Here is a 19,961-nt window from a genome sequence, read left to right as displayed (position 1 = left end):
TAAGGCTGAGTTTAACCTCCAGCAGGGAGGATTGAACTCGTTCCGACTTCAATCCTCCCCGCGTGACACGGGTTCATCTTCTTTGAATCTGAATCCGCGCCATAACAAAATCTTGCATACGCAAGACCTTGTTACGGAGCGTCTTTCAGACGAGAATGGGAAGTAGTAGTCGTGCGTCAGCCAAGATACCGTGCCGAGTCTCATTTAAATGATTGGCGCAAACTTTTCGAAGACTACGGAATAAATCCCGATTTATCTTCGGATTACATGAAATATGTTGAGCCGCTCGTTCGAAATCGAGTGCCTGTAATTTTTGGACTTAAAAGCTTATCAGATCTACTTGGAATCCAAGAGGATACGCTATCCTCAATCATAAACTCTAGCTCTTCATTCTACAGAAGTTTCAAAATACCAAAGAGATCTGGCGGCCGCCGCCAAATTGATGCACCATATCCATCTTTGCTCCATTGCCAGCGCTGGATTGCGCAAACAATACTCCCCTCTTGCAAAGTCAGTACAGTCGCCCACGCCTACCTCCCCGGACGCTCAATTCTAACAAATGCGAAAGTTCATTGCGGAGCTAATTTTTTACTAAAGATGGACTTTAAAGATTTTTTCCCCTCCATTTCAGATAGGAGGCTAGTCGGCTTATTCTTATCTATGGGGTACTCCAAACAAGTTTCGGTCTACCTTGCGAAGATTTGCAGCTTGAAAGGAACTACACCCCAGGGAAGTCCAGCTAGCCCTGCGCTATCAAATGCAATTGCACGCCGATTTGATTTGCGGTTATTGGGGTACGCAAGATCACGGGGGCTCAAATACACGCGATATGCCGATGATATCGCCATATCTGGAGAAATGGACGCGGACGAAGCTCAAAGTTTTACTATTGCCTGCGCGATTTCTGAGGGGTTTCAAATAAATCATAAGAAAACTCGCTATGTTGAGGCAGGGCAAAAAATGGTCGTTACTGGCCTGGACATCTCTACAGGAAGACCTCGGCCAACTAGACAGTTCCGACGCGAGGTTGAAAAGGAGGTTTTCTACATTTGGCGCTATGGAGTAGCTAGTCACGTGAACGCTGAAAAGATCTACGATCCAAGTTACATTTTAAGACTGAAAGGTAAACTTGATTTTTGGCGTCAAATCGAGCCGGACCATCCCCGCTTTCTTCGTTGTTCTGAAAGATTTCGGTCCGCAGCTCCAGACTACCTCCGATCATAGAAATCGAGGTTACATCGTGTCCGGCGAATTAGTTTCTAAGAAAAACGATGTCGTTTACCTGCCATTACTTCCAGTAGGGGTGCCTAAGATTACGGCAGAATGGGTTCTGTATAGCTCTGAGGGATGATTGGGGGCGCACGACGTTTTATTGCTTCTACGGACAACTTTGGGCTGGTGTCGCCAACTAGCGGCCGAGACCACGTTAGATATCGCTGCAACCGGGCTGCCGCAACGAGCGCCAGTGGCGGCTTTGCAGTTTCAATTTACGCCATCAAAGTTGTAGAAAGTTGTGCAGAAAAGGGGGTAGCGATGAAAAAACGACTAAACGAGAAAGCACTGAAGCGTGGGGATGTAATCCTGACCACATCCGACGAAAAGATCAGTAAATTCATACGTGCCACCACCGTCAGCCCGATTTCACACGCCATGCTGTATGTCGATCACTGCTCAGTCATTGATGCGACTGGAGATGGAGTGCATTCGGCGAACACTCAGCGACTGTTCTTCGAGCAGCACAACGCCGTATTTGCCTTACGTTTACAGGACGGGATGTCCACCTCCACCTCAATCAAAATTTGCAACTATGTCCGAGAGCGCGTCGGAAGCGAATACGCAACTCTGGAAGCTGGTAGGGCTTGGAAGGGCCTAGGAAAAAAGGGTTCGCCCAAACAGTTTTTAGCCGCCTCGTCGCGCAAGCTTATGCTGCCAATGGCGTCAATCTCGTCAGGAACCCCAATTTTTGTACGCCAGAGGAATTACTGAAGAGCGCAAAGCTTGTCGAAGTTGATAATGCTACCGTGGACGTTACCGACGAAGAGTATCAAGCTTGGCAGACGCATCCCAGCGGACTAGACCAGATGCGGCAGTCTACAAACCATATTCTAGATGGTGCTCGAAAAAATTGATAAGTCAATTCAGAATCTTAGCGACGTTGATAAACTTGTGCTGGAACATCCCGAGTATGACGAGACGATCATGCAGCTTTATGTCGAGTCCGGAGTCCTTGACGTTTGGAAAATCGACCACGCGATTAATCCATGGCACTACGACGCGAAGTTCCTGGAGGATGTAGGCAATCGGCAGCCTGACGATGTTAGATGGTATTGCAAGAGCACGCTTTTGGAAGGATCTCGTACAGAAAATCGGTACGTGGAGAATGCGAAAGTCTACCAATACTATTATTCTATGAGACCAAGGCAGACGATAGCGATGCTCATTGAGTTCTATCAGATGTTGGCGAATAATCATGCCACTCGACTCGACATTGCAGAAGATTGGCTGATGCGTCATCCATGACAACTACTGATGCGGCCATTGGTTGAGCCCCAGCGAAAGCCCGCTTCGCCCTGCTGTGCGGTTGTTCAACCTTCGGAAATGCTGCGCGATCCACGAACGGCTGCAATGCCGAAGCTGCGCCGCGGCGTTCGACCAAGTTTAGGGCGACAACCAAGTGTGCTTTGCACGATTTTGCAAAGGTCACTATCTGTGCAGAGCTGCCGTTTGTGATGGTTGGCGTAAACCTCTTCGTGCTGCGTTTGTGAATTTTCGCGACAGCAGGAATCCAAGACGGGGACGCTCCATTAAGCGTCCCCGTCTTGGCTTCGGGTGAAACGGCGCTTCGGGCAAGGGCCAAGGGGTGCAGGGGCGTGGCGAACGGCCCCTGCGAGCAGGCGGGGGTTTGGGGGAGGAGTGCGGAACGACCTCTCCCGGGAGCAGAGGTTGCAAGGAGAGTGCGGAACGTCCTCCTTGCCGCCCTCCGCGCAGGAGTGCCCGCTGCACAAGCGCCCCCGGCGGGCGGGGTTCCGGGGCAGCGCCCCGGGCGAGCGGGTAGACCGAACATAGGCACCATAGGTGCCGGAGTGCGGTCTACTTAGTGAGTACTTTCTCCCGCACTTCCATTCATGCCAGCTTCACCTGATTTCTCCGGCCCGCCAAAACATCGACCCATTTTCTGATCTCAACCTCTGGAGATCAAAATGGCGACCAACAACCATCCAATCGTTCTGCGTTTTGAGGGCCTGCGCCCGGAGCAGCTGTCCCGTTTCGAACCTCATCGCCTTCGAAGGCAGATGGATCGGAACGAGTTCGAGCCACGCCGAACTCGTTTCAATAAGCTCCTGATCGGTAGCGATACTTGGGCTGTGGATACCCTCGCGGAGATCGACGACATGCGGATGGAGAACTTTGCCAACGAGTTGACGAAGCTTAAGAAAAGGAAGCGTGTAAGTGAAATCGAAAAGCGCATGATAGAAGGGCCGAAGGATCCATAGCGGCCCTCGAAACATGGCCCGATGCGCGAAGTCATCATCACCGCCCATGCTGATTGGTTCGAGTCTGCCGGGGATCAGTCGACCTGGCGCGGCATGATGGCAAAGCGTCGACGTGAGAAGCAGTTTGAGGATCTCGCCATCGGCTGGCTGACCTACAATTTCGGGGAGGACGTGGTGCATCCCCGCGCTGACCGTGATGAGAAGGCCTATCACATCCATGCCGTGATCCTGCCCCGCGGCAAAGATCAGCATGGTCGGCAAATGCTGATCCCATCCAAACACGACGCGATCCGGTCCTATGAGCACGCCCAAGACATTGCGGGAATTTGGTTCGCTCAGGCCGGGTTGGTGCGAGGAGAAGCGCGGGCCTTCGCCGCGCGGCAAGCGAGAACTGCGGGTATGAAAGGGCCAGACCCGGTCAACCATAAGCCGACATGGAAATGGCGGCAGGAGGTTGCAACCGAGTTATGGTCTGAACGCGTTGAGCTGAATGCGCGGGCATCGAAGCTCGATGCGCGCGAGGAGGCTATCGAGGCGGAGGCCGCTGAGGTGGAGGGGCGCTCGGTGGCGCTGGCAGAGCGTGAAGCTGCCGCGCAGAGGACGGCGGATGAAGCCGATGCGGTGCTCGCAGTCGCAGAAGGCCTCGCCTCGAATTACTTCGAGGTGAAGGATGCTTCCGGCCCCCCGCGCTTGGCCGTGACAGAAGCTGGTAAGGCCTCCGACCACGCCAAACCGATTATCCAACGCGTCGCCAAGTCGCGGAAGGGGCGGCAGCGCGCAGAGAGCCTTCTCGGTCGTGCCTGGTCTGCAATGCGAGCGCTTGCGCGAAATGAGGCCGAGGAGCGCCTGAGGGACGAGTTCGCAGAGATCGAAACCACGCGGGAGGCGCTCTTGGACGTAGTGAAGGACCTTCCACCGACCATTCGTGAGGGCCTGGGAACGACATGGAGGACCGTGAGCAAGCAGGTTGTGGGGTTGCGGAGATTGTTGCTCAAGCATGGGTATTTGGGCGAGGAGGCAGGCCGCTCAGACGCAGCAAAGCCCAAAGGGGATGCCCCGGATGAAAAATGAATCGATTTATTACAGTGGCTTACGCAATTCTTCCGAAGAAAATCCTGATTTTGGCGACCACATCGCCGGAAAGATTGCGAGATAATTTTTAGCCGCAGTTGTTTCCAAGATGCAACGTCAGCGGTTGCCCCAAACTGGACCAAAAAAGGAGATCCTCATGTCCAAGCCCAACCACAAAGATCTGCACCGCCAATTCCTCGGAGCCGTGGAGACGAAGACCACGCAACCTGCCGCCGCCGCCGTCTCAACTGACCCGCGTCGCACCATCCAGGCGATTCAATCCGGCGTCGTGGCAAAGGCCGCAGTGAATGAGTTGAACCGCGCCTTGTCTTTCGCCAATGCCGTTGGTCAGAACTTTGTGGCGGTACTGCCGACGCTCGGCGAACAGACCCGCATTGAGGTCGTCGCTGCCCTGGCCTGTGCTGCATCTTCTAAGGACCGCTGCTCCATCATGGAGCATCCGCAGTGCCCTCCGGAAGTTGAGGCCATCGTAGAAGCCTACGATGCGGCCAAGGCGGAAGCCTCGGACGCCCGCAAGGCTGAGCGGGCGGCGGAGCGCGAAGCAAAGGAGCGCGCGAAGTTCGAAGAACTGCGGCGGAAATTCGAGGTCGGCAAAGCAACTACTGACAATCCCGCCGCCGCTGAATGACCCTCTGCAATCCGGCTACCGCCACTTAACGGTCTCTTCCGTTCGCTAAAGGCCAAATCCTACTCCCGCAACCAAATATTCCCAACATAACAAATACTTACAGCCGCCTCCGGGCGGTGCTTTGCGGTTGGGCTGGCGGCCAGACGGAAATACGCTGCACCAAACGCGGTCTGCCTTATGACGGGGCGAGGCCCCCGATCCGGTTCCAAAGCTCCTCGGCAACCACACCGATCGCCTGGTCCCTGCGCCTCATTTTGAAGAGCGTGGTCCGGCGCAGCGGGAAGCCTTCAAGATCGAGTGGAAGCAAGACCCCGGAGCGACGCTCCTGGTGTGTCATGTGGTCGGGTAAGCCGCCCCAGCCAAGGCCTGCGAGGATCACCTTTTTCTTGGCGGCGAGATCGGACACGGTCCATTTCAGCCCGCCTGCCAGCAGGTCGCGACTTTGTTCATGCGCCGCACCACCGGAGTCGGCAGTGACCACCTGCACGTGGCCCTGCATCTCGCTGGCTGCCAGGGCGCGGCATGTGGCGGGCAGGTCCAGATCTGGGCTGGCCACCGGTCGGATTGTGACCTCGCCAACTGGCGCGGCCTCGACAGTGTCGAGGGGCACCCCGTCCAGCGACGCAACTGCGATATCAGCCTTGCCCTCCAGCAACCGCGCAATCGGGCCACCCATCATCTCCATCCGCAACCGCAAATGGGTTGCTGGGTAACGCCGCCCGGTCTCTGCAAGGGGCGGCAAAAGCAGGTCCAAATCCATCGTGGCGCTGACGGCGATGGTCAATTCCGGCTCTTCGCGGGCGCGCAGCCGGGCCGCGGTGGTGCGCAGCCCTTGCATCTGACGCAGCACTCTGGAGGCCTCACGGTAAAATACTTCCCCCGCCGGGGTGAGAACCGGGCGGTAGGCCTCGCGGCTGAACAGCTCCAGCTCCAGTTGGTCTTCCAATTGGCGGATTGTGTGGCTGATGGCGGATTGCGACTTATGCAGACGCTCAGCGGCGCCGCGGAAGGTGCCGGTTGAGACGATTGCGTCGAGAGCGATGAGCTGGTCGTGTTTCATGGGTTCACAGACGATCCATTTTTTTAATCGTTATGATGAGAACACAATATTATCAATCAATCATATCAGGCGGTAGCCAGGGGGCATCACACCACAGGAGACTGTCATGAAACTCTACTACAAACCCGGTGCCTGCTCGCTGGCCAGTCATATCGCCCTGCACGAGTCTGGCCGCCCCTTTGATATTGAGGCTGTCGATACCGTCGCGGGCCGAACCGAAGGCGGTGCGGACTACCGTGCTATGAATCCCAAAGGATACGTTCCGGCCTTGCGCCTGGAAGACGGCAGCATCCTCACCGAAGGGCCCGCGATCTTGCAGTATATCGCAGATCGCCACCCGGAGGCAGGTCTGGCACCGGTGCCGGGAACCTTGGCCCGCACCCGGATGCAGGAGCAGCTGAACTGGATCGGGACTGAGCTGCACAAGGCATTCGGTCCGCTGTTTCGTGAGGGCAGCACCGAGGCTGATAAGGCCAAAGCACGCATCAATGTCGCGGGCAAATTCGATCTGATTGAGGCGCAGCTGGGAGATGGCCCCGCGTGGCTGGTTGCGGATCAGTTTTCGGTTGCGGACGCCTATTTGTTCGTGGTCGCGAACTGGGCGAATTTCACCGGCATCGACCTGGTCGGCTGGCCCCGGCTGGCTGCCTTTGTAGACCGCAGTGCCGCGCACCCCTCCGCTCAGGCCGCGATGCGCGCAGAGGGGCTGATCCAATGACGCCTACGAATCGCAAACAGGTCCGCGCGCTGATGGAGGCCTATTTCGAGGGGCTTCATCAAGCCAACAGCACCATGCTGCGTGATGTCTTTCACCCGCAGCTGGCCTATGTCTGCGCCACCGAAGGCGACGAGCTGTATCTCGATCTTGAGACTTACATGACCCGCGTGGACGGTCGTGAACCGCCTGCCCGGCGCGGCGAACCACGCGAGGAGGAGATCCTGGAGATCGCTTTTGCCAGCGACCGGATGGCCCGCGTTGACGCCCGGATGACCATGATGGGACGTGATTTTTATGACCTGCTGACCCTTGTCCGCTACGGTGCCGAATGGCGTATCGTTGCAAAGGTGTTCTCCTATGTGCCGAAAAAGGATTGAGCAATGCCTTATGTGAATATCAAGGTGACCCGCGAAGGTGGCCCCGATGGCACTGGCCCGAGCGCTGAGCAGAAGGCGCAGTTGATCAGCGGCGTTACTGATCTTTTGCAGAAGGTTCTGGGCAAATCCCCGGCGACCACATTTGTGGTGATCAATGAGGTCCCGCTGGAGGATTGGGGCGTCGGCGGCCTACCGGTGCAGGAGTACAGAAGGCAGGCGCGGTGAAAACGCAGCCGACAGAGGCGGTCGCAGGCGGGGGTAACTCCGCCTGCCTTTTGCGGTCGGCTTCAGAGGCGCGTGTGATCCATGACCAGTTTGCCGGTATGTCCGGGGGCTTCCAGTCTGCGGTGTGCCTCTGATATTTGGTCAAGTGGCAAGATCTCTTCGATGTCCGGGAGCAGATCTCCCTGTGCCAGCCAATCGGCCAACGGGGCCAGAACGTCTCGATTGGCGGGGTTTTGAACCGTCACCGGGGTGATCCCGCGAGCGGGGGTAAAAACCCCTCCCGGCTTCCACCATTCTGGAACGACGGTCACATAGGCGCCGCCATCCTTGACAGCGGCGAATGCTTTTTGCGCGTGCTCGCGACCGCGCACATCAACGGCACCATCGACACCCTGCGTGTCTGGGTCGGCCAGTTCGAACCCCAGCAAGGGGGCAATTTTCGCAGCCATTGCGCCAACTGCCCCTTTGGGATTGTTGATCAGAACACGGGCGCCCGGTGCCAGGTCCAGCGCCTGAAGTGCGGCCAGGGCCGTGCTGCCGATCAGCGGCACCGCGGCGGCGGTGGTGAAGGAAACCGCATCCGCGATTTTCACAACCTGGCTCGCTGGCAGCGCGGCAAACTGCGCGTGGGTGCCGACCAGTGATCCCGGCTGCGGTGATATCGCCATCACCCGGTCGCCGGGCGCAAAACCGTCGGTTTCAGGACCAAGCGCCTCGACCGTGCCCGCCGCATCCCAGCCCAGGATCATTGGGAAATTGGCCGCCTCATCAGGCAGGATATTGCCCGCGCGGACACCGACATCCACCGGATTCACACTGGATGCTTGGATGCGGATCAACAGCTCCCCGGGCTTGGGCTCCGGGCGCGGCAGCTCTGCCATCCGGAAGTGATCAGGTCCGCCATAGGTTTCGATAATTGCAGCTTTCATCCGTACCTCCAATATTTTGTAATGATCGTTAAACAACTTGCGGCTTGCCGGGTCAAGCACATTTCTGTAGTGATTGATAAATAAAATGGAGACGACCTTGGGACGACACCGATCCTTTGACACTGATGACGCAATTGAACAGGCGATGCTGCTGTTTTGGGAGCGAGGCTACGAGGCTGCCTCCATGGCCGATCTCAGTGCTGCGATGGGGGTGAACCCTCCCAGCATCTATGCGGCCTTCGGCAACAAGCAGGCGCTATTCGAACGATGCGCCGCCCATTACGCGCAGAGTGTTGCCGCCTACGCCCCCCGCGCCCTTGGCGCGGAAGCAACCGCCGAGACGGCCCTGCGCCGCTTTGTTTCTGACGCCATTGAGGCATTCTGCACGAAAGACAGACCCAAGGGCTGTTTGCTTGTCAGCGCGGCAACCAATTGCGGCAAGGACAGCGCGGGCGCTCAGGATCTGCTGACAGGATATCGGCAGGCCAGCGAGACGATGATTGCAGACCGCATTCGGCGCGGAATGGAAGCAGGGGACATGCCAGCATCCACCAAACCTGATCTGCTGGCGAAATACGTGGCGGTCCTGATCCAGGGACTGGCCGCGCAGGCTCGCGACGGGGCGTCAGCGGGTGACTTGCATGAGGTGGCCGAGCTCGCGCTCAGCCAGCTACCTGTGTCATCCTAGCATCCGGCCTGCGGCCAGCGGCCTGCGACCTGTGTCCGCCTTGGACGGCGACCACAGGCCCGCGATCCCGGTCACAGTCCCGAGATATCAGCATAGACATTGTATGTGGCGATCTTGTCGTCGCGAAGGCCAAGGCGCGTTGCAAAGGGCACCTTATGTTCGCTTTGGTCCGTGCGGGTATAGTGAACGTCCCCTTCGCAGAAGACCGCATTACCGCTTGTCCATATGCCGGTAATCGTGTGGCCCATCGCGCGGATCGTGGCGAAGAAGGACGCGTTGGCGTCCTCAACCGCTTTGCGTCCCGTGATGGCGTCGAAATTGCCCAGGCGGAAGGTCACGTCATCGGTCAGAAAGCTGGCGACGGCTTCGGCATTCATCGCGTCAACGGCAGAGTACAGACCCTCGATCAATGCGGTATGTGGCGTGGTTTCTTTGGCTGAAATCTGCATGGGGGTTCTCCTGTTTTGTGGTTGAGCAGTGGAAGCTGGAGCCGGGCATCACGCGGCTCCCTGCGGCGCGGGCATCTCCGCAAAGGGGCTGTCCGGTCCGATCGAGATGATGCCCGCCGGGTTGATATGCCGGTGGCTTTGGAAGTAATGCGCGCGGATATGGGGCAGGTCGATGGTTTCGCGAACACCGGGCAGCCCGCCGATATCGCAAAGATAGCGGGACAGGGCGGCGTAGTCGGCAATCCGCTTTCGATCTGTCTTGAAATGCGTGACGTAGACGGGATCAAACCGCACAAGGGTCGCAAAGAGCTTCAGATCAATGCCGGTAATCTCCTCCCCGGCCAGATAGCGCCTTTGCTCCAGTACCGTCTCGACCTCATCCAGCGCAGTAAAGAGCCGGGTCACCGCTTCGTCATAGGCGGGTTGCGCCGTCGCGAATCCGGCACGGTAAACGCCGTTGCAAACCGGCGCATGGATCATGGCGGTCAGACGGCTGATCTCATCCGACAGCGCGCCGGGATAGAGGTCCGGCCCGGTTGCGCCCGCTCCGGCAAAGGCGGTGTTGAGCATCTGCAGAATGCTTGCGGACTCGGTGCTGACGATCCTGCCGCTTTGCTTGTCCAGCAAGAGGGGCACAGTGATCGGACCGGTAAAATCCGGTGCGGCCCGCTGGTAGACCTCATAAAGATAACGGTCGCGCGGCACGCCCGCAGTCTCCTCGAAGCCGGGCTGGTCGATGACCCAGCCGTCCTCCGACATGACCGGGTCCATCCATGTGATGCTGACGGCATCGCGGAGACCTTTGAACGTCAGCATCAGGTCGACGCTGTGGCACCAGGGGCAGGCCTTGGACAAATACAGATGATAGCGGCCTGATACGGCCGGAAACGCGGCACCGGGGCTGGCTTCGATCCAGGACCGGAACGCGCTTGGCATCCGCTGAAACTGCCCGTCCGCAGTGACAGGCTTGTCGCGAAGAATTCCATTGATGAGCATTCTGGACATGGCGGCCTCCGGCAAGCTGAGTGATGGGAATGATCTAACTGGTTCCCGTAGATGCGATAATTCGCTATTCGGGAAACTTGAGGGTGAGTAGAAGTTGACAATGGAAAGAGCAGCATGATTGAGATTGGCGCCATTCCGGTCTTTGTGGCGGTCGCGGAAACCGGCGGGTTTGCCGCCGCTGCCCGGCAGCTGGGGATCACAAAATCCGCTGTCAGCAAGCGGATCGGCAACTTGGAAGCGCATCTGGGCATGCAGCTGTTTCACCGCTCGACACGCAGCATGTCCCTGACCGAGGCCGGTGAGATCTACCTGTCCCATGCGGTGCAGGCGCTTGGGTCGGCCAGGGAAGCGGAGGATGCCGTCACTGCCATGCGGGGGCAGCCCGCCGGCCGGCTCAGGGTCAACGCGCCGATGTCCTTCGGCTGGCTGCATGTTGCGCCGTTGATAAAGGATTTTCTCGAGCACCACCCGGGGATCACGCTGGATCTGACCATGGATGACCGGGTTGCGGATCTGGTCGAAGCCGGGTTCGACATGGCTATCCGGGCGGGCACCCTGCCGGATTCTGCCCTGATCGCCCGCAGGCTGGCGCCGATTCACAGTGTCCTCGCCGCGGCACCAGAGTATTTGGCGCAGGCCGGAACGCCAAAGCATCCCGAAGACCTGCTGCACCACAGCTGCCTGCATTACAGCTATTCGCGCGACCCGCGGGAATGGCTCCTGCACGGTGCCGAGGGGGAAATACGTGTGCGCACAAAAGGAAGACTGCGGGTCAACAACAGCGAGGCGCTATGTACTGCCTTGATAGACGGGCTTGGGATCGGACGCCTGCCGACCTTTGTGGCGGGCGCTCATCTGGCAGCGGGCCGCCTGGTGCAGGTGCTTCCAGCTTATGCGCTGCCCGAGCAATCCTTATACGCGGTCTTCCCCGAGCGGCGCCACATGCCAGCAAAAGTTCGCGCCTTTGCTGATTTTCTGGCGGACCGGATCGGCCGCGAAACCCCTTTCTGGGACATCGAGGCTGGCCTGGGCGGGTGATGGGTCATCAGGTCAGTGGACTGCTCGGGGTCAAACAATGCCCTGCCTGCTCAGTGGGTTGGTCGGCTGCCCGCCGCAAAAAATTACTACTCTCAGAGCGCGCGTCACCTCGGAGTGGCAAGCCCGATTGGTTTGGTGTCTGGTCTGGAGCTATGGGGCGAAAGCCGATTTGTTGGTCGAGCGGCCAGTTTAGAGTGAATGACGAGCATATTGCGGTCATGGCTAAACCTGAGCAGTTTGCACGAAGGTGCACCACAACCACTCCGCAGAAGGGTACTCACCAATTGTTGGCGGTCGCCTTCGGACAGTTGTCTATCCTCACACACCCCATGATTTCCCATCCGAATGGCAGCTGCAAACAAACTCCAGCAGCATGCTGCAGAGAATTGTCCAACGTATAAGTCAGCAAGGCAAATATTATGCGTGCTTCCACCAGCAATGGCTTGCTGCTGTTCTCGGTGCTGCACGCAGGCTGGGAAACCCATGGCAAACTGCGTGTGGGCCGCGTTCGGCCGCACGTGCCTGACATGGTGCCTTGATCCCCCAGACTGAAGGCGCGGATCTTGTCCAGAAGATCCTCCACTCGCTCACTCCTTCTGTTGGAGGTATCTCGCAAGCGGGTCAGCCGTGTGATGAAAGGATGTGGTCGGGTGTGCGACTAGAGGCAGTAGCTCGCCCTGGTGTTCGGTAATTCACAAGGAGCCCGAGCTTGATAAAATCAATCGCGCAGGGCTTTTGCAATCGCGGCTGCCAGATCCTTCGGGTGGACAGGTTTGTGAAGCAGGGGGCGCGCGGCGGGGCCGGTCTTAGCGGGAGTGATACCGGTATATCCCGAGGTATAGACCACGGGCATTGCCGGGTGGATTTCGCGAACTCGGTCGGCCAGCTCGAAGCCGCCTAGGGGACCAGGCATCACCACATCGGTCAGCAGCAGATCAAATCTCGTCCTGTGATCCAGCATATCCAGGGCTTGCTGCACCGATCCAACGGGAAGCACACGGTAGCCAAGCTCGGTTAACATATCACAGGTTATCTCCCGTAGGTCGGGTTCATCCTCGGCCAACAGAATGATTTCACCTCCACCTTTCTCAGCAGGCGCGTCGGTTGCAGAGGTGTTCGGGGGGCTAAGGTCAGAGCCCCGCGGAAGGGTTAGAAGCACTGTAGTACCGCTGCCTGGCTGGGAGCAAATCTGCAAATCTCCACTGGAATGGCGGGCAAATCCATAGACCATCGAAAGCCCCAGTCCGGTACCGGAATTGCTGTCCTTGGTTGTGAAGAAGGGATCTGTACAGCGGTCCCGCGTGGTCTCGTTCATGCCGGGCCCGTCATCTGAGACCGACAGTTCAACGTAGTGGTAGTTGGCGGTGCCGTCCCGAGCGTCCTGCTTGCCAAACCCGTCGCCTGAATCCCCACCTGGACCGTCCCAAGGGGAGGGGGCAGGCTGGGCCTTCAGAGTAATACGCGTACCATGGCCGCTGCTCATAATTGCATCGCGACTGTTCAGAACCAGGTTCATCAGCGCGGTTTCCAGCTGCGCAGGGTCGCAATGCACCAGCAGATCACGGTCAGCCTTTTCCATCAGAATTTCGATGCGTTTCTCGAGCATCGGGCGGATCAGTTCGTGAAACTCAGTTAGAACCTCATGGACCGGTTTGGTGATGGCAACACCGGGTTGCCGTTTGGCAAAGGCCAGAAGCCGCGTGGTCAGCTGGCGCCCGCGGTTGATCGTGGCTGCTGCGATGCCGAGAAACCGTGCCCGACTATCGGCAGTGGATGCCGAGTCCGCCAGATCCACAGCATATAGCAGGGAAGCCAGTAGATTGTTGATGTCATGGGCGATACCGCCGGTCAGCTCACCAAGCGCATCAAGTCTGCTTTTGCGTTCGACGACCTGCCGGTTGCGTTCCTCTTCGGTGACATCATCCATTACCAGGACAAGGGCAACACCATGTTGTTCGTTTTCCAATGCCGCACTTCTGACCCGGACATGCCGGTAATCATCCCCGCTGGCGCTGCGCTGCAACAAATGGGTTTCCCCTGACAGAACATCGCCTGCGCGTGCGCGCTGTAGCGGATCGGCGCCGACACTATGTGGGGTGAGGTTCTCGCTGTTCAAAAAGTTGATCCCCTCCGGCCAGAGAAACGGCGTCTCAGCGGATACCCCACCCAGCATAAGGCGCGCCCGGCTGTTGATCCGGATGATCTGACCAGAACGGTCCAAAGCGATAATTCCGCTGGTCGCGGCGTTCAGTACGGTTTCCAACTCATCGCGGATTTCGGCGATTTCGCGGGCGCGTCTGACCTTGTCTGCCGCGATGCGACGGCGCGCGCGCAGCTGGCCGATGCCCTGCACTCCCAATAGAGCCAATAGCCCGCCCGCTGCTGCGAGGCCCAAAAGGGTCAGTCGGCCAGAGGTCCAGAACACAGGCGCCCCAAGATATTTTCTGCGCAGCTCAGCATATTCGGCAGAGATCAAATACTGTGGTAACGCCAAGTTCAGTTTGTCGCGCACTTCCCCCAGGCCAAATCGCAATGCGGGCGCACGTTCATAGCTCAGGATCGCAGGCAGCACCTCGTTTAGATTGCCTGCTGCGCTGCGACCGGTTGCTGCTGCCATTATGATATCAGGTTGATCTATCACGGCATCAACGTGTTCGGCCTCCAGCGCTGTCAGCAGCTCCGGCACGCTGGTCATGGGAACCATCTGCCAGTTCAATCTCGCACCCATGTCCAGCGCGGCGGCGTTTTCTGCATGCACGCCTACCCGCAGCCCCCTAAGGTCTGCCAACCGCGAGATCACTTCTGTCCCTGCGGCCATGGTAAAGACAGATTGATCTGCAGCCAAAATGGGATCTGCGAAATCCATCTTTGTGCGCCGCTTGCTTGTGACCTGAACCGCAGGAAGAATGTCGTAGGTGTCCGACTGTGGCCCGAGCAGCCACTCTTCTTCGCTGATGTGCTGAAAGTCCAGCTGCAGACCTGTGCGTTGGGCCAGGCTGCGCAACGCTTCGACCGCGAAACCGGAAAATTCGCCATCAGCATCGATCAGCTGATAGGGCGGTGCATGACGCACACCCACCCGCAGAACCTCCGGTACAGGCAGGGGGATATCCAGAAAATACTTCAGCAGCAGGTCGTCCAGGCGTCGGTCTTGTCTCATTCGGCGCAAGGCGACTTCGATTTTAGGCATCAGATCGGCGCGGCTCCGATGCAGGGCAATATAGCGGTCGAACTCGCGCAGTGGAGGGTTAAGGAACCGTATCCGGTTATCAACTCCCGCGGATTTTGCGATATTGAAAGCCACTGGCTCCGGGATCATCACCGCATCGACGGTTGTGGAGAGCAGCGCCAATACAGCAGCCTCGGGTGTGGAGAAATTCACGGTGGTATTGCGTGCGAGAAACGCTTCCTGATCGGAGCCAACCGCGGGTGGCACAACACCCACGCGCGCGCCGCTCATCGTTGCAGTCGACTGGCTGAGAGCCATATCGATCCTAACCACGGGGCGCAGGGTTTCTCTGGAAATCGGCGTAGAAAACAGATTGCTGTCACGCAGTGCCGGCAGCTGAGCGATGCCAGCGATCAGATCGGTACGGCCCTCGACCTGCGCCTGCACGAATTCGCGGCTCGACGTCACCGGCACCAATGTGATGCTGGTGCCCAACTCGGTTGCGAGCTGCTGCGCCAACTCCACCAGAAATCCAGTTTCCTCACCTTGAATGTTGCGCTGCGCAAAGGGGGGGACCGACAGAAAACCGATGCGCAGCGGGGCAGGGCCGTCCTGCGACCAGCCGGGCAAGGCTACAATCACCAGCAGAAAGAACGAGAACAGGAACCGGATTGGTCTTACCATGTCGAAGGCTCCGTTGCGTGCTGGCTTGGGTCAGTGTTTTGGGTTGATGCAATGTTATAGTTGAGCGACCGGGAATGTCAGGCGAAACCAACCGCCGCTCCGGATCAGCAGTCTTTGAGCAGCGTCAGCGATTGTATAAGCCCCGAGTGCCAGGTAAAAAGCTCGCGAAAAAAATGACAGTGCATCAGCGTCTGGTCCGGTGGTTGCATTACTGCGCCGGAGAGGGGAGATGGAAATGGCCAACATACTGGTTCTGGAGGATGATGAGATTTTTGCAAGCCTGTTGCAGGTCTCTCTGGAGCAGGCCGGTCATTTCCCCATCATCTGTGAAAACGCGACCGAAACGATTGCCCAGTACAAAGAATACGACTTTGATCTGGTCATCACCGATCTGATCGTAAAGAAAAACAACCGCGCCATACCAGATGGCGGCGTGATGGTTATCTCCTTCCTACAGGGGCGTGCACGCGACGGGCATACAATTCCGCCGATTATAGCGATGTCCGGGGCCACGCAGCGTCCGGGGCTGGAGCAGCTGCTGGTCACGTCCAAGGATCTTGGTGCGACGGCGACGCTGACGAAACCGTTTGAACCGGCAGAGCTGCTGGCCCTCATTGATCAGCTGCTGCAACCTCTGACCTGATCACCCGCCCGGGTGGCCGCTTCAAGGAGGTAACCCAGATGCCGGGAAATATGAAAAGGCGCAGCCCGGATGCGGGGTGCGCCTGATTTTTTGGTTGGCAGATGATCTGGTCTCAGCGCCGTTGCATGTCGCGCGGCATCTCCGACAGGATCTCGGCGCCGGTTTCGCGCAGGATCACAATCTCTTCCAGCCGCACGCCAAACCGGTCTTTGAGGTAGATCCCCGGTTCGATCGAGAACACATTGCCAGCGCGCAGCTCAATATCAGAGGTGGCGGTGATATAAGGCGGTTCATGCACATCAATACCCAGCCCGTGGCCGGTGCGGTGCAGGAACTGCGGACCATATCCGGCGGCAGCAATGGTGTCGCGGGCGGCACGGTCGACCTCGCTGGCGCGCACGCCGGGTTTCGCGGCTTGGACTGCGGCTTTTACTGCGGCTTCGACCACCTCAAACACCTGCTCATATTCGGCCTCCGGCGTGCCGAACCAGCCGCAGCGGGTCATGTCCGAGGGGTAGCCGTTCAACCGGCACCCGGTGTCGATCAACACCGCCATGTCGCGGGTCAGCCTGGTGTCGCCGGTGTGGTGATGCGGGAAGGCGCCATTGGCACCAAAACCGACGATGGTGAATTCCGCGCTGGCGCCGTGGGCCTTGTAATGGGCATGCAGGATCGCTTGCACATCCAGCTCGCTCATACCCTCTTCAAGGCGGGAAAACGCCTCGGTCACGGCGGCATCATTCAACAGATGTGCAGCCTTCAGCGCGGCATATTCGGCGTCGTCCTTCATCGCCCGCAGGAGGCCCACGGTATCATCGGTAAAGCGCCGCTTTGGCGCGTCCATCGCGTCCAGAACCCGCAGCGCAAAATCAGCGCGCATGGTTTCATCCAGTACCACCGACAGGCCAGCAGCCGTGGCGCCGCAGTCATTGAGCAGCGCGGTCAGCGCGGCATCCGGCCCGTCATCATCCGACCAGCAGCGAAATGGCAGATCGGTGGATGTGCGCGCCGCATCGGCGTTCAACCCCGGCATCAGAAAGCCTGCGTGGCTCTGACTGACCATCAGCAGCACGGGCCGCTCGTCGCCGTGGGGGTTCACACCCGACAGCCACATCATATGGCTGGAGGGGCCAAGCACCACCAGATCGGTGGCGGTCTCAGTCATGCGGTGGCGCAGCCGGGTCAGCCGGTCTGCATAGGGAGGCGTGGTCATGGTCATATGTCCTGTAGCGCGGGCGGCCCCATCGGTGGCGGCAGATCGGGCCGGAAGATGAAAAGAAGGGCCGGCTCATGTCAGCGCCGGCCCCAGATGCCCGCCCCCGGATAAGGGGAGCAGGCGAAAGCGCCACGTGGCGCCGGGGGATCAGTTCTTCTCCACCAGACGGTAGAAGACAAAATCGGAGGTCGCGCCATTCACATAGCCAGAGACATCCGCATCCATTGCCACCTGATAGGCGGCCTGGAACATGATCACGATGGGAGAGGTTTTCTGCACCTCTGCCTGCAATTCACGGTACATCTCCAGCCGTTTTTCAGGATCCGCCTCGGTGAGAGCAGCCTTGGTCTTGGCGTTCATCGCGTCCGGCACAGCCCAGGCATTGCGCCATGTGGTGGTGGCCGCATAGTTGTCGTCCGAGTTGTCGGAGTTATACGCGAAAGCCTTGGCATTGGAATGCGGATCCATGAAATCCGGACCCCAATAGAGCAGCATCGCCTCATGGCTGCGCTCACGGTATTTGGTGATCACCTGGCTGCCGGTGCCGGGCAGGATTTCAAAGTTGATCCCTGCGTCGGCAAAGCTGGCCTGCAAGGACTGCGCCATATCGGTAAAGGGGGCGGCATTGATCACATCCAGCGACACGGTGATCGGGGTCTCAATCCCGGCCTCGCTGAGGATGGATTTTGCGCGTTCCGGGTCATAACCGAATGGTGTTTCGTCGTAGGAACCGGGGAAGCCCTTGGGCCAGAACGCCTGATGGATCTCCATCTGGCCGTTGATGATGGTGTCGGTCATGCCCTTGTAATCCACCAGATAGCGGGCAGCCTCCCAGACGGCGGGGTCGGTCAGGCTGTCGGTTTTCTGGTTGAAGGACAGGAAATGCACCGCCGCCTGCGGGTAGGTCTCCACCTTGATGGCGTCGCTGTCAAAGCCACGGATCTGATCGGGTGTCAGATTGCGGGCCATGTCGATATCGCCGGATTCGAGCAGCAGCTCCTGCGTGGCGGCTTCGGCTACATGGCGGATGATGACGCTTTCCATCTTGGGTGCGCCCTTGAAATAATCCGCATTGGCCGCCAACCGGACCATCTGCGCCGGACGATAGCCCTGCAGCTTGAACGGGCCGGAGCCGGCGGCGTTTTCATTCAGCCAGCCATTGCCCATGTCGCCGTCCACGGCATTCGCCATCACCACCTCTTTGTCCACCACCGAGGCGGGGCGGGCGGCCAGCACGTTCATCACAAAGGCGGGGGAAAACTCCCCTTCGTATTTGATAGTGACGTTGTTGCCGTCGGCGGTCACCATCTGATCGACATTCTCAGCCGTCCAGCCCAGCTGCGCCAGAATAAAGGCCGGGGTCAGGTTCAGTTTGATCACTCGAGCCAGTGAGAACACGACATCCTCACCGCGCACCGGGTTGCCGGAATGAAACACCGCATCGTCGCGCAGGGTAAAGCGGATGGTCTTGGCGTCCGCGTCGACTTCCCAGTCGCTGGCAAGACCCGCCGCCAGCGCGGTGGGATCCTCGGCGTCATATTGCACTAAGCGATCATAAAGGTTGGTGACCAGTTCACCGGAGGTGAATTCATAGGCCTGGGCGGGGTCAATGGCGACGATATCGTCGATATTCTGCGCCACGATCAGCGCATTGGCGGGCGTGTCAGCGATAGCGCCGCTCGCCAGAGGCAGCGCCATCACGCTGGCCAGCAAGGCGGATTTCACGAGGTTCATGTCAGTCTCCCTGTTTGGTTCATTGGTATCCATCGGCCACGACCGCCCCCGCAGGACCGGCCTGCCGCAGCTGCCCGGTCAGGGCAGGTTGGGGGTGTTGGTGCTGTGCAAAACGCTGAGTGTGCCGGTCCACAACAGCCGCGCCGGCTGGTCGGTGGGATTGCTCCAGGAATGGGAGGTCAGGCCGCTGTAGTGCAGGCTGTCCCCAACCCGCAGACGGAACACCTGTCCATCCAGTGATTGATCAATCTCCCCCTCCAGCACATAGAGCATCTCTTCGCCCTCGTGGCTGACCTCCTCAGAGACATATCCGGGCGGCACATGCAGAATATAACTGGACAGCTCCGCGCCCGGAAACTGGGCGCCAAGCGCCTCATAGGTAATGGAGGAGCCCGCCAGCGAGAATTGCGTCCGCGTCATCGCCCGTGTCACCGCGTCCGAGGGTTTCGGCGTGGCGATGAAATACTCCAGCCCCACCTCCAGCGCTGACGCGATCTGTGCCAGCGTGCCCAGCGTTGGGGTGGCATTGTCGCGCTCCACCTGGCTCAGATAGCCCACTGAGACGCCGGACACATCACAAAGCGCCTGAAGCGTCAGCCCCATCTGCTTGCGCCGCTTGCGGATCAACGCGCCCAGCATCGGACCTGCGCTGCTGCGGGTCTTCGCCGTTTTCTGGGGGGCGGTGGTCTGGGGCATCGGCGGCTCTCATTCTGGATGGCTTTTAATCAGCTTAGGAAAAAAATTATTGTGAAGCAAAAAATTTTTGCTTTTACGAAAAAAAATATTTATGCCCGTAGGCAAGGTGCCGGTGT

At 58.7% G+C, this 19,961-nt stretch carries 20 protein-coding genes; 12 read left to right on the top strand and 8 right to left on the bottom strand.

The genetic code is table 11. The features are described from left to right. Nucleotides 1-267: 267 nt before the first annotated feature. The 6 genes from phaeop14_RS20085 to phaeop14_RS13000 all read left to right on the top strand — a co-directional run bounded on the left by phaeop14_RS20085 (nt 268) and on the right by phaeop14_RS13000 (nt 5,214). The gene (locus tag phaeop14_RS20085) at nt 268-1,224 is read left to right on the top strand and encodes a reverse transcriptase family protein (RefSeq protein WP_096789794.1); all 957 of its coding nucleotides are present in this window, start codon (nt 268-270) and stop codon (nt 1,222-1,224) included. A gap of 309 nt (nt 1,225-1,533) precedes the next feature. Further along, nucleotides 1,534-1,986 (top strand): YiiX/YebB-like N1pC/P60 family cysteine hydrolase, encoded by a 453-nt coding sequence (locus phaeop14_RS13020; RefSeq protein WP_158524514.1) that lies wholly within the window; start codon nt 1,534-1,536, stop codon nt 1,984-1,986. Between the two features lie 123 nt (nt 1,987-2,109). Then, on the top strand, nt 2,110-2,520 hold the full coding sequence (locus phaeop14_RS13015; protein WP_096789792.1) for a hypothetical protein: 411 nt from the start codon (nt 2,110-2,112) through the stop codon (nt 2,518-2,520). 680 nt (nt 2,521-3,200) lie between these two features. Next, complete coding sequence (locus tag phaeop14_RS13010) at nt 3,201-3,494, top strand: hypothetical protein (RefSeq protein WP_096789791.1); 294 nt, start codon at nt 3,201-3,203, stop codon at nt 3,492-3,494. A 21-nt stretch (nt 3,495-3,515) separates the two neighbouring features. After that, a complete protein-coding gene (locus tag phaeop14_RS13005) occupies nt 3,516-4,565 on the top strand; it encodes a plasmid recombination protein (protein ID WP_096789790.1) in 1,050 nt (349 codons plus the stop codon). 157 nt (nt 4,566-4,722) lie between these two features. Continuing rightward, complete coding sequence (locus phaeop14_RS13000; RefSeq protein WP_096789789.1) at nt 4,723-5,214, top strand: hypothetical protein; 492 nt, start codon at nt 4,723-4,725, stop codon at nt 5,212-5,214. A gap of 175 nt (nt 5,215-5,389) precedes the next feature. Here phaeop14_RS13000 and phaeop14_RS12995 read toward each other — a convergent pair whose 3' ends face one another. Then, nucleotides 5,390-6,274, bottom strand: coding sequence for a LysR family transcriptional regulator (locus phaeop14_RS12995; RefSeq protein WP_096789788.1), 885 nt, complete (start codon nt 6,272-6,274; stop codon nt 5,390-5,392). 106 nt (nt 6,275-6,380) lie between these two features. On the opposite strand from phaeop14_RS12995, the gene gstA reads away from it, so the two are divergent. The 3 genes from gstA to phaeop14_RS12980 are packed head-to-tail and all read left to right on the top strand — an operon-like array spanning nt 6,381 to nt 7,594. After that, nucleotides 6,381-6,992, top strand: a complete 612-nt coding sequence (gstA, locus tag phaeop14_RS12990; protein ID WP_096789787.1) for a glutathione transferase GstA — start codon at nt 6,381-6,383, stop codon at nt 6,990-6,992. Further along, complete coding sequence (locus tag phaeop14_RS12985; protein ID WP_096789786.1) at nt 6,989-7,369, top strand: nuclear transport factor 2 family protein; 381 nt, start codon at nt 6,989-6,991, stop codon at nt 7,367-7,369. Before gstA ends, phaeop14_RS12985 begins: the two co-directional genes overlap by 4 nt. A gap of 3 nt (nt 7,370-7,372) precedes the next feature. Further along, nucleotides 7,373-7,594, top strand: a complete 222-nt coding sequence (locus phaeop14_RS12980) for a tautomerase family protein (protein WP_096789785.1) — start codon at nt 7,373-7,375, stop codon at nt 7,592-7,594. Nucleotides 7,595-7,656: 62 nt separating this feature from the next. On the opposite strand, the gene phaeop14_RS12975 is transcribed toward phaeop14_RS12980, so the two are convergent. Beyond that, a complete protein-coding gene (locus phaeop14_RS12975; RefSeq protein ID WP_096789784.1) occupies nt 7,657-8,523 on the bottom strand; it encodes an NADP-dependent oxidoreductase in 867 nt (288 codons plus the stop codon). A 97-nt stretch (nt 8,524-8,620) separates the two neighbouring features. On the opposite strand from phaeop14_RS12975, the gene phaeop14_RS12970 reads away from it, so the two are divergent. Beyond that, nucleotides 8,621-9,211, top strand: coding sequence for a TetR/AcrR family transcriptional regulator (locus phaeop14_RS12970; protein WP_244905769.1), 591 nt, complete (start codon nt 8,621-8,623; stop codon nt 9,209-9,211). 71 nt (nt 9,212-9,282) lie between these two features. Here the strand turns inward: phaeop14_RS12970 and phaeop14_RS12965 are convergent, their stop codons facing one another. Both phaeop14_RS12965 and phaeop14_RS12960 read right to left on the bottom strand, forming a co-directional pair. Next, nucleotides 9,283-9,660: a nuclear transport factor 2 family protein gene (locus tag phaeop14_RS12965; protein ID WP_052465747.1), complete on the bottom strand. Its 378-nt coding sequence runs from the start codon at nt 9,658-9,660 to the stop codon at nt 9,283-9,285. A 48-nt stretch (nt 9,661-9,708) separates the two neighbouring features. After that, nucleotides 9,709-10,665 (bottom strand): glutathione S-transferase family protein, encoded by a 957-nt coding sequence (locus phaeop14_RS12960; RefSeq protein ID WP_096789782.1) that lies wholly within the window; start codon nt 10,663-10,665, stop codon nt 9,709-9,711. Between the two features lie 114 nt (nt 10,666-10,779). Here phaeop14_RS12960 and phaeop14_RS12955 point away from each other — a divergent pair, with 114 nt between their 5' ends. Further along, on the top strand, nt 10,780-11,703 hold the full coding sequence (locus tag phaeop14_RS12955) for a LysR family transcriptional regulator (RefSeq protein WP_096789781.1): 924 nt from the start codon (nt 10,780-10,782) through the stop codon (nt 11,701-11,703). Between the two features lie 718 nt (nt 11,704-12,421). On the opposite strand, the gene phaeop14_RS12950 is transcribed toward phaeop14_RS12955, so the two are convergent. After that, nucleotides 12,422-15,556 (bottom strand): transporter substrate-binding domain-containing protein, encoded by a 3,135-nt coding sequence (locus phaeop14_RS12950; RefSeq protein ID WP_096789780.1) that lies wholly within the window; start codon nt 15,554-15,556, stop codon nt 12,422-12,424. A gap of 235 nt (nt 15,557-15,791) precedes the next feature. On the opposite strand from phaeop14_RS12950, the gene phaeop14_RS12945 reads away from it, so the two are divergent. Continuing rightward, nucleotides 15,792-16,199, top strand: coding sequence for a response regulator transcription factor (locus phaeop14_RS12945; RefSeq protein WP_096790313.1), 408 nt, complete (start codon nt 15,792-15,794; stop codon nt 16,197-16,199). A 112-nt stretch (nt 16,200-16,311) separates the two neighbouring features. Here phaeop14_RS12945 and phaeop14_RS12940 read toward each other — a convergent pair whose 3' ends face one another. The 3 genes from phaeop14_RS12940 to phaeop14_RS12930 form a co-directional block, all read right to left on the bottom strand. Next, the gene (locus phaeop14_RS12940; protein ID WP_096790312.1) at nt 16,312-17,412 is read right to left on the bottom strand and encodes a M24 family metallopeptidase; all 1,101 of its coding nucleotides are present in this window, start codon (nt 17,410-17,412) and stop codon (nt 16,312-16,314) included. Nucleotides 17,413-17,562: 150 nt separating this feature from the next. Next, nucleotides 17,563-19,149, bottom strand: coding sequence for an ABC transporter substrate-binding protein (locus phaeop14_RS12935; protein ID WP_096789779.1), 1,587 nt, complete (start codon nt 19,147-19,149; stop codon nt 17,563-17,565). A gap of 78 nt (nt 19,150-19,227) precedes the next feature. Then, nucleotides 19,228-19,845 carry a helix-turn-helix domain-containing protein gene (locus phaeop14_RS12930; protein WP_040175608.1) on the bottom strand — a complete coding sequence of 206 codons (618 nt, stop codon included), beginning with the start codon at nt 19,843-19,845 and terminating at the stop codon, nt 19,228-19,230. Between the last annotated feature and the right edge of the window lie 116 nt (nt 19,846-19,961).

The organism is Phaeobacter piscinae (genome assembly GCF_002407245.1).
Classification (GTDB): Bacteria; Pseudomonadota; Alphaproteobacteria; order Rhodobacterales; family Rhodobacteraceae; genus Phaeobacter; species Phaeobacter piscinae.
This window is presented reverse-complemented; position numbering and strand designations above follow the sequence as displayed.

What these genes read in the sequence shown, in the direction of transcription:
- phaeop14_RS13010 (WP_096789791.1), top strand. Translation starts at nt 3,201, where the DNA reads ATGGCGACCAACAACCATCCAATCGTTCTGCGTTTTGAGGGCCTGCGC.
- phaeop14_RS12985 (WP_096789786.1), top strand. Translation starts at nt 6,989, where the DNA reads ATGACGCCTACGAATCGCAAACAGGTCCGCGCGCTGATGGAGGCCTAT.
- phaeop14_RS12980 (WP_096789785.1), top strand. Translation starts at nt 7,373, where the DNA reads ATGCCTTATGTGAATATCAAGGTGACCCGCGAAGGTGGCCCCGATGGC.
- phaeop14_RS12940 (WP_096790312.1), bottom strand. Translation starts at nt 17,412, where the DNA reads ATGACCACGCCTCCCTATGCAGACCGGCTGACCCGGCTGCGCCACCGC.
- phaeop14_RS13020 (WP_158524514.1), top strand. Translation starts at nt 1,534, where the DNA reads ATGAAAAAACGACTAAACGAGAAAGCACTGAAGCGTGGGGATGTAATC.
- phaeop14_RS12995 (WP_096789788.1), bottom strand. Translation starts at nt 6,274, where the DNA reads ATGAAACACGACCAGCTCATCGCTCTCGACGCAATCGTCTCAACCGGC.
- phaeop14_RS12930 (WP_040175608.1), bottom strand. Translation starts at nt 19,845, where the DNA reads ATGCCCCAGACCACCGCCCCCCAGAAAACGGCGAAGACCCGCAGCAGC.
- phaeop14_RS13000 (WP_096789789.1), top strand. Translation starts at nt 4,723, where the DNA reads ATGTCCAAGCCCAACCACAAAGATCTGCACCGCCAATTCCTCGGAGCC.
- phaeop14_RS12955 (WP_096789781.1), top strand. Translation starts at nt 10,780, where the DNA reads ATGATTGAGATTGGCGCCATTCCGGTCTTTGTGGCGGTCGCGGAAACC.
- gstA (WP_096789787.1), top strand. Translation starts at nt 6,381, where the DNA reads ATGAAACTCTACTACAAACCCGGTGCCTGCTCGCTGGCCAGTCATATC.
- phaeop14_RS13015 (WP_096789792.1), top strand. Translation starts at nt 2,110, where the DNA reads ATGGTGCTCGAAAAAATTGATAAGTCAATTCAGAATCTTAGCGACGTT.
- phaeop14_RS13005 (WP_096789790.1), top strand. Translation starts at nt 3,516, where the DNA reads ATGCGCGAAGTCATCATCACCGCCCATGCTGATTGGTTCGAGTCTGCC.
- phaeop14_RS12935 (WP_096789779.1), bottom strand. Translation starts at nt 19,149, where the DNA reads ATGAACCTCGTGAAATCCGCCTTGCTGGCCAGCGTGATGGCGCTGCCT.
- phaeop14_RS12965 (WP_052465747.1), bottom strand. Translation starts at nt 9,660, where the DNA reads ATGCAGATTTCAGCCAAAGAAACCACGCCACATACCGCATTGATCGAG.
- phaeop14_RS12945 (WP_096790313.1), top strand. Translation starts at nt 15,792, where the DNA reads ATGGCCAACATACTGGTTCTGGAGGATGATGAGATTTTTGCAAGCCTG.
- phaeop14_RS12950 (WP_096789780.1), bottom strand. Translation starts at nt 15,556, where the DNA reads ATGGTAAGACCAATCCGGTTCCTGTTCTCGTTCTTTCTGCTGGTGATT.
- phaeop14_RS20085 (WP_096789794.1), top strand. Translation starts at nt 268, where the DNA reads ATGAAATATGTTGAGCCGCTCGTTCGAAATCGAGTGCCTGTAATTTTT.
- phaeop14_RS12960 (WP_096789782.1), bottom strand. Translation starts at nt 10,665, where the DNA reads ATGTCCAGAATGCTCATCAATGGAATTCTTCGCGACAAGCCTGTCACT.
- phaeop14_RS12975 (WP_096789784.1), bottom strand. Translation starts at nt 8,523, where the DNA reads ATGAAAGCTGCAATTATCGAAACCTATGGCGGACCTGATCACTTCCGG.